Origin of the sequence: Dyella ginsengisoli (assembly GCF_044904665.1) — a bacterium.
Taxonomy (GTDB): domain Bacteria; phylum Pseudomonadota; class Gammaproteobacteria; order Xanthomonadales; family Rhodanobacteraceae; genus Dyella_A; species Dyella_A ginsengisoli.
In genome coordinates this window covers 1-1474 of sequence record NZ_JADIKM010000013.1, presented here as the reverse complement: position 1 = coordinate 1474, position 1474 = coordinate 1, and the positions used below count along the sequence as shown (strand labels likewise).

The 1474-nt window shown below is 69.2% G+C and carries 1 protein-coding gene; it reads left to right on the top strand.

Annotated features, from left to right (window positions below; translation table 11 throughout):
• Window positions 1-1474 (top strand): beta strand repeat-containing protein (locus tag ISP17_RS19490; protein WP_404636171.1); only part of this gene is annotated, 1474 nt, incomplete at both ends.

Here is a 1474-nt window from a genome sequence, read left to right as displayed (position 1 = left end):
AACGTGACGCTGAGCGGCCGCGACGGGATCACGCTGGGCAGCAATCTGACCAGCCCCGGCACGGTGACGCTGACCAGCAGCGCCGGTGCGATCAGCCAGACTGGCGGTGTGCTGACCGCCGGCACGCTCACCGGCAGCTCGACCGGCGCGACCACGCTGAGCGGTGCCAACTTGATCGGCAATCTCGGCAGCTTCATCGCCGGCGGCCTCAGTCTCAACAACGCTCAGGCACTGACGGTCAGCGGCCCCGTGAACGGCGGCGCCAGCACCGTGATCGACAGCACCGGCAACCTGATGCTGGCCGGCAACGTCACCGGGACCACCACGACGCTGGGCGCCGGCGGCACGATCAGCCAGACCAGCGGCATCGTCACCGCGACCACGCTGAACCTCGGCTCGGTCGGCGGTGCCAGCCTGGCCGGCAACAACCTGGTCGCCAACCTCGGCACGGTAACCAATACGGGCAGCGGCGGCCTGGCGTTCACCGACGCCACCGGATTGAACCTGTCCGGCGCGGTCAACGTCGGGTCGGCCAGCGGAAACGATCTGGTCCTGACGGTCACCGGCAACCTGACCCAGTCCGCTGGCGGTGTGATCATCGCGGACCAGCTCGCCGGCAGTTCGACCGGCAGTACGACGCTGGGGGGCGCCAATCATGTGGACACGCTGGGCAGCTTCGCCGCCGCCAACCTGGCGCTGACCGATGCCCAGGCGCTGGCCGTTGCCGGCCCGCTCAGCGTCCCGGGCTCGCTCAGCCTTACCACCACCGCAGGCGTCCTCAGCCTGAGCGGTAGCCTGTCGGCCGGGACGGTAAGCCTGAATTCCGCTTCCGCGCTGGCGCTGGCCAACAACATCACGGCCACCACGCTGTCGCTGTCGTCCGGCGGTGCGATCACGCAAAGCGGCGGCGCGCTGTCGGTGAGCGGCACAACCACGGTGAATGCCGGCAGCAACGCAGTCACGCTGACCGATGCCGGCAACGACTTCGTCGGTACGGTAAAACTGACCGGCGGCACGACGCAGATCACCGACCAGAACGCACTGTCGCTTGGCACGCTGTCCACCGGCGCGCTTACGGTGACCAGCGCCGGGGCGCTGAACCTGGGCCACGGCAGCGTGGGCGGCAATCTGGCCGCCACGAGCAACGGCGGCGCGATTACTGAATCCACCGGTGGGCTGCAGGTGGCCGGTACCGGCAACCTGCAGGCGGGCACGGGTGCGATCACGCTGACTGATGGAGGCAACCACTTTGCCGGTGCGGTAACCGCGGTCGGGCAGGGTGTGTCGCTGGTGGATGCCGGCAATCTGACCATCGCCGCGCTTAGCAGCGGTACCAACGGCACGGTGGAGCTGACGGCTGGTGGAACGCTGACGCTGCCGACGTCGGGCATCGACACCGGGACGGCGGACCTGACGCTGGCGGCGAACGGAGGCTCGCTGGTGATGCCCGGCGCGCTGAGCGGCGCGAACGTGA